Raw genomic sequence first — 6,484 nt, 5'->3', positions numbered from 1 at the left:
TCTTCTACAGCCAGAGCCCTGAACATGCACCGAAGAACGCTGCAGCGGAAACTGCAGAAACATTCCCACTGGCGAAACTGACTGGAACCTATGCCCAGAGATTTCCTGTACGACCCCGACACGGATCCGGATACCATAAAACGGATCAACCAGTATCTGCACCGTGGCGTGGCCCCGGGTTTTCATCATTGACTGACCTGCAAACGCTGCCGGTGAGGTACTGGCATGGGTCAACCACTGGAACAATAGCGACACAGCCGGAAGCAGTAAGGACCTCAACAGGCTGATATCCGCCGCTCAGCGGTAACGGCGCTGGTCGAGGGTCATCAACCGGTCGGGATGGAACACCATCAGGCCGGTTACAAAGGCACCGTTCACGAACCCCTCCGGAATCATGAATAGCGGCAGATACCGGAGATATTCATGGGTCAGCTCGCCAAAACTGTAAACCCCGGCAGACCACAGCATCGTGCACATCACCACGCCTGCCACGGCAACAGAGATACCGGCACCAAAAAAACCGCAGAAAAAGATGTAGGCGAAAAAGTTGCGGAAATTGCGTTTCCGCTCCCAGAGCATAATGCCGTGGCTGACCAGGGCCGGCACCATCACTGTGACCAGGCCATTGGCGGCGAACGCCACCAGCGGTTCCCGCCCGGTAATGACCGTGATCACCAGCGCCAGCAACCCCGCCAGTACAGCCAGCCGCCAGCCCATCATCAGGGTGATGAGGGTCATACCGAACACGTGAATGGACAGCCCGGGAGAAATCCCCGCCCTCAGTTGCCAGACAAACCCCAGGACAACGGCGGCCCCGAAGAAAGAGTGCTGCAGGGCCTGGTCGCGGCGAAATTCAGACCAGTTGATGCCCCGCGCGACATTAACCAGTATCGCCAGGAATATCAGACCGGTGGTAATCAGCTGGCCGGCAGAGAGCAGGTTCTCTGTCATTCCCATGGTAATGATGCTCCGGTTGAGAACGTCGAGTCGCCTCGTCACACAGCCTGGTCAATGCCTGCCAGGCTTCATAGGCGCTCAAAAAGACCTGACCTCCAAGATTCGCCATCAGTTCGGTGTCTCCGAGGCGGTCCATCACAGGTCCTTTTACGTCCGAAAGATGCAGGCGGACGCTTGCATCCGTCAACCGCTCATTGATGGCTTCCAGACTTTCCAGCGCTGATGCATCCACCAGGTTGACCGCCGGGCACACCAGAACCAGATCCTGCAGTTCCGGTTGCCGCGTCACCAGGTCCATCACGGTTTCTTCAAGAAAGCGGGCATTGGCAAAGTAGAGGCTCTCATCCACCCGCAGGAAGGTTACCTTCGGGCACAGCTCCACCTCGTGCCGGAGCACGTTGCGGAAATGCTCGGTACCCGGTACCCGGCCAATCACGGCGCAATGGGGACGGCTGGTCCGGTACAGGAACAGGCCAATGGACAGGGCCACACCCGCCACTATTCCGGCCTCAACACTGTGTATCAGTGTCAGCACGATGGTAGCGAGCATGGCACCAAAATCTGTCCTGGAATAGCGCCATGTGCGGGCCAGGGCCGGAAGGTCGATCAGGGTTGAGACGGCCACAATGATTGTCGCCGCCAGCGTCGCCTGGGGCAGATATGCAATGGCCGGCGTCAGGAACAGGGTTGCCAGGGCAATGCCCACTGCCGCATAAGCGCCTGCCGCCGGTGTTTCCGCACCGGCATCAAAGTTCACCACGGAACGGGAGAAACCACCGGTTACCGGCATGCCGCCGGAAAAACCGGCACCCAGATTGGCGGTACCAAGGCCAATAAGTTCCTGGTCCGGATCGATCCGTTGCCGCCGCTTGGCGGCCAGGGTCTGCCCCACGGACACCGACTCCACAAACCCCACCACGCTGATCAACAGCGCACTGACAGCCAACTGCTGCCACAGCCCCATATCCAGGCTGGGCATGGTGAAGTCGGGCAGCCCCCGGGGCACATCTCCTACAAGGCTCACGCCCCGGGCATCAAGCTGGAGCTGCCAGGCCACCAGAGTGGTCACCAGAACCGCCAGGATGGGCGCGGTTTTGGTCAGGATATCAGCCGTTCGCGGCGCCAGCCCCATGGCCATAAGCAGAGGTTTCAGCCGCTTTCGGGCAAGTATCAGAAACAGCAGCGCACCAGAGCCAACCGCCAGGGTCGCGAGGTTGGTCTCCCCTGCCGACATGATCAGTGATTGGCCAATCGTCAGCAGGTTATGCCCGGAAGCCTGGATCCCGAAAATATGCTTGAGCTGACTGGCGGCAATAACAATACCCGAGGCGGTAATAAAGCCGGATATCACCGGATGGCTGAGAAAGTTGGCCAGGAACCCCAGCCTGAGAATGCCCATCATTGTCAGCATCAGGCCCGACATCACAGCCAGCAGAACAGCACCGGCAATGTATTCCGGGGTACCGGCTTCCGCCAGTGGTGCCAGCGCGGCCGCCGTCATCAGCGAGGCCACTGCCACCGGCCCCACCGACAGTGTGCGGCTGGTGCCGAATACCGCGTAGATCGCCAGCGGCAGGATACTGGCGTACAGCCCTACATGGGCAGGCAGACCGGCTAGCAAGGCATAGGCCAATGACTGGGGAATGAGCATTACGGTCACGATGACCGCGGCCACCAGATCACTGGTGGCCTGACCACGCCCGTATTGCGGCGCCCACTGCAGGATAGGCAGATAGCGTTTAAGATTCATCGGGAATCTCAGAACAGGTTAACCGGTACTTTCAGGTAAACCTGTCCATTGTCCTCTGCCGGCGGCATGTGCCCCGCCCGCATATTGACCTGCACCGACGGCAGAATCAGCCTGGGCATGTCGAGCGTTGCGTCCCTCTCGGTTCGCATCTTCACAAACTCTTCTTCAGAGATACCGTCATGAACATGGATGTTGGCTTTGCGCTGCTCTGCCACAGTCGTCATGTGCTGGTATTCCTCACGCCCCGGCGCCTGGTAGTCGTGGCACAGGAAGATGCGTGTCTCTGGCGGAAGCGCCAGAACCTTCTGGATCGACTGGTAAAGAGTTCGCGCGTCGCCACCGGGGAAGTCACAGCGGGCAGTGCCGTAATCCGGCATGAACAGGGTGTCCCCCACGAAGGCGGCATCGCCGATAACGTATGTCAGGCATGCAGGGGTGTGTCCCGGCGTGTGCATTACCCGCCCCTCCAGATTACCGATCTGGAAACTGTCACCTTCCTTGAACAGGGCATCAAACTGGCTGCCATCGCGGGCAAACTCGGTGCCAGCATTGAATGCCTTGCCGAAGATTTCCTGTACTTCGATGATATGGGCGCCAATACCGGTTTTACCGCCAAGCTCCGCATGCAGATACGGGGCTGCAGAAAGGTGATCGGCGTGAACATGGGTTTCGATGATCCACTCCACCCGAAGGTTCTTTCCCCGGATATAGTCAATGATCTCGTTTGCAGAGCGAACATCGGTCTTCCCAGCCGCATAGTCGAAATCGAGAACAGAATCGATGATCGCACAGGCATCGCTGTCAGGATCGCTGATCACGTAGCTGAAGGTGTTGGTAGGTTCGTCAAAAAAGTGCTGGACGAGTGGATTAGCCATGATACTCATCTCCCGGTTATCCCAATTTAGTTCTAAGCATATACTAAAATGAAATATTAAGGGAAATGAAGTTTTGTTATAGCCGTGATGGTCCTGATGCATTCACGAAACAGTCACGCCCGGCGCCAGCTTGGGAAACAGTTCCATCGACCGGAGGTTTTTAGAGCAGGGCTGCGGTGGCTGCGAATTGCAGGATAAGGACTATCAGTCCCGATTACGGCGAGTGTTACACCGTATCGCTGTTAAACTCATGAGTATGGACACACTGTCCCCCAAGCATGGCCCGCAAGGAGGCAAACTCATGAGCACAGCTATTAATATCAGCCGCTTTCCCAGCCCCATTGGCCCGCTCAGCCTGGCCACGGTAGACGGTAAACTCGTTCACCTGGACTTTGACGGCAACGACGAGCGCATGCACACCCTGCAAACGCGGCGCTTCCGTGACGCCCAATGGCATGAACAGCCCCGGTCTGCCCCCGAGGCCATTACGCAGTGGCTGGAAGCCTACTTCGCCGGGGTTTTGCAGCCGCTGCCGTGGAGCGACCTCCGGTTAACCGGGACCGACTTCCAGCAACAGGTGTGGCAGGGGCTCACAGGCATTCCGACGGCAGAGCCCTGGTCCTACCGGGCGCTGGCCGAAACGCTGGGCAACCCCAGGGCCGTGCGTGCTGTGGCCAGGGCCAATGCCCTCAACCCGGTAGCCATCCTGATTCCCTGCCACCGCGTAATCGGTGCCGACGGAACACTGACCGGATATTCCGGCGGCCTGGAGCGCAAGGCCTGGCTGCTTGACCATGAGGCCGCAAACCTGAAACGGGTTTAACACGGCAGGGGTGGGCATCGTGGCCGATAACGGCGACAATCACCGCAAGGATGTCCCGAGCCAGAAACAGGAGCCCCACCGACCATGCCACCGCAAACGCCCCTCGCCCAGCCTCTGCGGGAGCAGGAGGATAAGCGCGCACTCTGGTCCTGGGCCTTTTACGACTGGGCCAACAGTGCCTTTTTCACCATTATTCTCACCTTTGTCTTTGCCCAGTACTTCAGCGTATCGGTGATGCAGAACGAAGTGAAAGGCACCGAAGCCTGGGGCAACATCGTAGGCATTTCCGGCGTTATCATCGCCATCCTGGCCCCCATACTGGGCGCCATTGCCGACCAGTCAGGCCGGCGCAAACCCTGGTTTATCACCTTTACCCTGCTGTGTGTGGCTTCCTGCGCCATGCTGTGGACCGTAACACCGGACCAGGACCAGTTCTGGAAGGCTGCCCTGTGGGTGGGCCTGGGCACACTTGGCGCCGAGTTTGCCTTTATTTTCTACAATTCGATGCTGCCGGACCTGGCCAGCTCCGAGCGCACCGGGCGCTGGTCCGGATGGGCCTGGGGGCTTGGTTATGTCGGGGGCGTGCTGAGCCTGGTGGTGGCCCTGTATGGTTTTATCGAAACCGACGCCAACCTTTTCAATCTGAACCGGGACGAAGCAGAGCACGTGCGTGCCACCTTCGTCCTTGTTGCCGTCTGGTACCTGGTGTTCGCGCTACCGGCCTTCATCTTCATCCCCGACCGTCCACCCACCGGGCTGGGCCTGGGTGCTGCCACCCGCGCCGGCTTTGTCCAGCTCAGGGAATCCATCGCACACGTGCGCCGCTACAAGGACATCGTGCGCTTCCTGATTGCCCGTATGCTCTACACCGATGGCCTGGCCACCATTTTCACGTTCGGGGGAGTTTACGCGGCAGGTACGTTCAATATGGATTCCACACAGGTATTGCAGTTCGCCATTGCCCTGAACGTAACGGCCGGGCTGGGCGCACTGGGATTTGCCTGGATTGACGATGCCCTGGGCGGGCGCAATACCATCCTGCTGTCGCTGGTGGGGCTGGGCACCAGCGCACTGGCCATTCTGGTGGTGGATGGCGCCACTGCCTTCTGGGTCTGGGGCATGATTCTGGGTATCTTCGTGGGACCGCTACAGTCCGCCAGCCGCTCCCACCTGGCCCGCGTGGCCCCGCCACACCTGCAAACCCAGATGTTCGGGCTGTTCGCCTTTTCTGGCAAAGCAACCGCGTTTGCCGGCCCCCTTCTGGTGGGCTGGGTCACTGCGGTTACCGACAGCCAGCGCTGGGGCATGAGCACTATCCTGGTATTCCTGGTGGTGGGATTCCTGCTGATGCTGACAGTGCCCGAAACCGAGGTCCGCAAGGATCGCTGATACCGATACTCAGGTTTATCCGGAGTTCGTGGTCATCGTTCACCCGCGGTTCGGCAAACCGGGCCAGCAACTTTTCTGCTACCTGAATAGCGTCCTGCCGCTCTGCTGTTTCGGTCAGCAGAATGACAAAATCATCGCCGCCATGGCGACTTATCGTATCCGTGGAACGCACACAGGCTGCGATTTCCACGGCGACCTCCTGCAGCAGGTGGTCGCCCACTGAGTGGCCATAAGAGTCATTGATCTGTTTGAAAAAGTCCAGATCCAGCGAGCGCCAACTCTACCGTCCGGCCCTGTCGTCCCTTGATACAGCAATTTCTCCCTGTCCTCCCTGTAGGCTTTTCCGCCGTCATCCTGAGAAAGTCAGCCCGAGAAACTGATAGCCCATCGCATTGATCACTATCCATGGCCCAGAGACTAGCCCTATCAATCGGCATCCTCTGTGCGCTGCCAGCAGCGCCATTTTGCAGGTAGTTCTTCCGGGCCGGCCCCTTTTTTCGAGAACATGTACATTTCTGACGGGATCAGTCCCTGACCGGCACAAATACCGGTGCCCCGTCAGCTTCAACCGTCATCAGCTTCTGGTTGTAGAGGCGCTCCAGCGCCGCCGGTACCAGCATCTGCCTGGCCGGCCCCCAGCACACATCGCCATTGGGATACATCAGCAGGATATGGTCACACCACCGGGCG

7 protein-coding genes and 1 pseudogene are annotated in these 6,484 nt (G+C 59.1%); 3 read left to right on the top strand and 5 right to left on the bottom strand.

Going from position 1 to position 6,484, the window contains the following annotated elements; all coding sequences use genetic code 11:
• A partial coding sequence (locus ACESMB_RS14115; RefSeq protein ID WP_372971888.1) for a helix-turn-helix domain-containing protein occupies nt 1-81 on the top strand: 81 nt, incomplete at its 5' end.
• Between the two features lie 216 nt (nt 82-297).
• Here ACESMB_RS14115 and ACESMB_RS14110 read toward each other — a convergent pair.
• Genes ACESMB_RS14110 through ACESMB_RS14100 form a run of 3 tightly spaced genes read right to left on the bottom strand, consistent with a single transcriptional unit; the run spans nt 298 to nt 3,582 of the window.
• Nucleotides 298-957, bottom strand: coding sequence for an energy-coupling factor ABC transporter permease (locus ACESMB_RS14110; RefSeq protein WP_372927483.1), 660 nt, complete (start codon nt 955-957; stop codon nt 298-300).
• Nucleotides 881-2,707, bottom strand: a complete 1,827-nt coding sequence (locus tag ACESMB_RS14105) for a SulP family inorganic anion transporter (protein ID WP_372971887.1) — start codon at nt 2,705-2,707, stop codon at nt 881-883. The genes ACESMB_RS14110 and ACESMB_RS14105 overlap by 77 nt, the downstream gene beginning before the upstream one ends.
• An 8-nt stretch (nt 2,708-2,715) precedes the next feature.
• Entirely contained in the window at nt 2,716-3,582 is an 867-nt protein-coding gene (locus tag ACESMB_RS14100; RefSeq protein WP_372971886.1) for an MBL fold metallo-hydrolase, read from the bottom strand.
• A 301-nt stretch (nt 3,583-3,883) separates the two neighbouring features.
• Between ACESMB_RS14100 and ACESMB_RS14095 the strand changes: the two genes are divergently transcribed.
• Both ACESMB_RS14095 and ACESMB_RS14090 read left to right on the top strand, forming a co-directional pair.
• Nucleotides 3,884-4,405: a methylated-DNA--[protein]-cysteine S-methyltransferase gene (locus ACESMB_RS14095; protein WP_372971885.1), complete on the top strand. Its 522-nt coding sequence runs from the start codon at nt 3,884-3,886 to the stop codon at nt 4,403-4,405.
• An 84-nt stretch (nt 4,406-4,489) separates the two neighbouring features.
• Entirely contained in the window at nt 4,490-5,794 is a 1,305-nt protein-coding gene (locus tag ACESMB_RS14090; RefSeq protein WP_372927659.1) for an MFS transporter, read from the top strand.
• Here the strand turns inward: ACESMB_RS14090 and ACESMB_RS14085 are convergent.
• Together ACESMB_RS14085 and ACESMB_RS14080 are read right to left on the bottom strand one after the other, a co-directional pair.
• On the bottom strand, nt 5,718-6,014 hold the full coding sequence (locus tag ACESMB_RS14085; RefSeq protein ID WP_372971884.1) for a diguanylate cyclase domain-containing protein: 297 nt from the start codon (nt 6,012-6,014) through the stop codon (nt 5,718-5,720). The two genes, ACESMB_RS14090 and ACESMB_RS14085, sit on opposite strands and share 77 nt — an antisense overlap.
• A 304-nt stretch (nt 6,015-6,318) precedes the next feature.
• A pseudogene (locus ACESMB_RS14080) lies at nt 6,319-6,484 on the bottom strand (ABC transporter ATP-binding protein); the annotation flags it as partial.

The organism is Marinobacter sp. (assembly GCF_041686475.1).
Lineage (GTDB): Bacteria > Pseudomonadota > Gammaproteobacteria > Pseudomonadales > Oleiphilaceae > Marinobacter.
The sequence above is the reverse complement of the archived record's forward strand: the minus strand, read 5'-3'. Positions and strand labels throughout refer to the sequence as shown.

Coding starts and splice junctions, on each gene's coding strand:
- ACESMB_RS14110 (WP_372927483.1), bottom strand. CDS start 957: ATGGGAATGACAGAGAACCTGCTCTCTGCCGGCCAGCTGATTACCACC.
- ACESMB_RS14105 (WP_372971887.1), bottom strand. CDS start 2,707: ATGAATCTTAAACGCTATCTGCCTATCCTGCAGTGGGCGCCGCAATAC.
- ACESMB_RS14100 (WP_372971886.1), bottom strand. CDS start 3,582: ATGGCTAATCCACTCGTCCAGCACTTTTTTGACGAACCTACCAACACC.
- ACESMB_RS14095 (WP_372971885.1), top strand. CDS start 3,884: ATGAGCACAGCTATTAATATCAGCCGCTTTCCCAGCCCCATTGGCCCG.
- ACESMB_RS14090 (WP_372927659.1), top strand. CDS start 4,490: ATGCCACCGCAAACGCCCCTCGCCCAGCCTCTGCGGGAGCAGGAGGAT.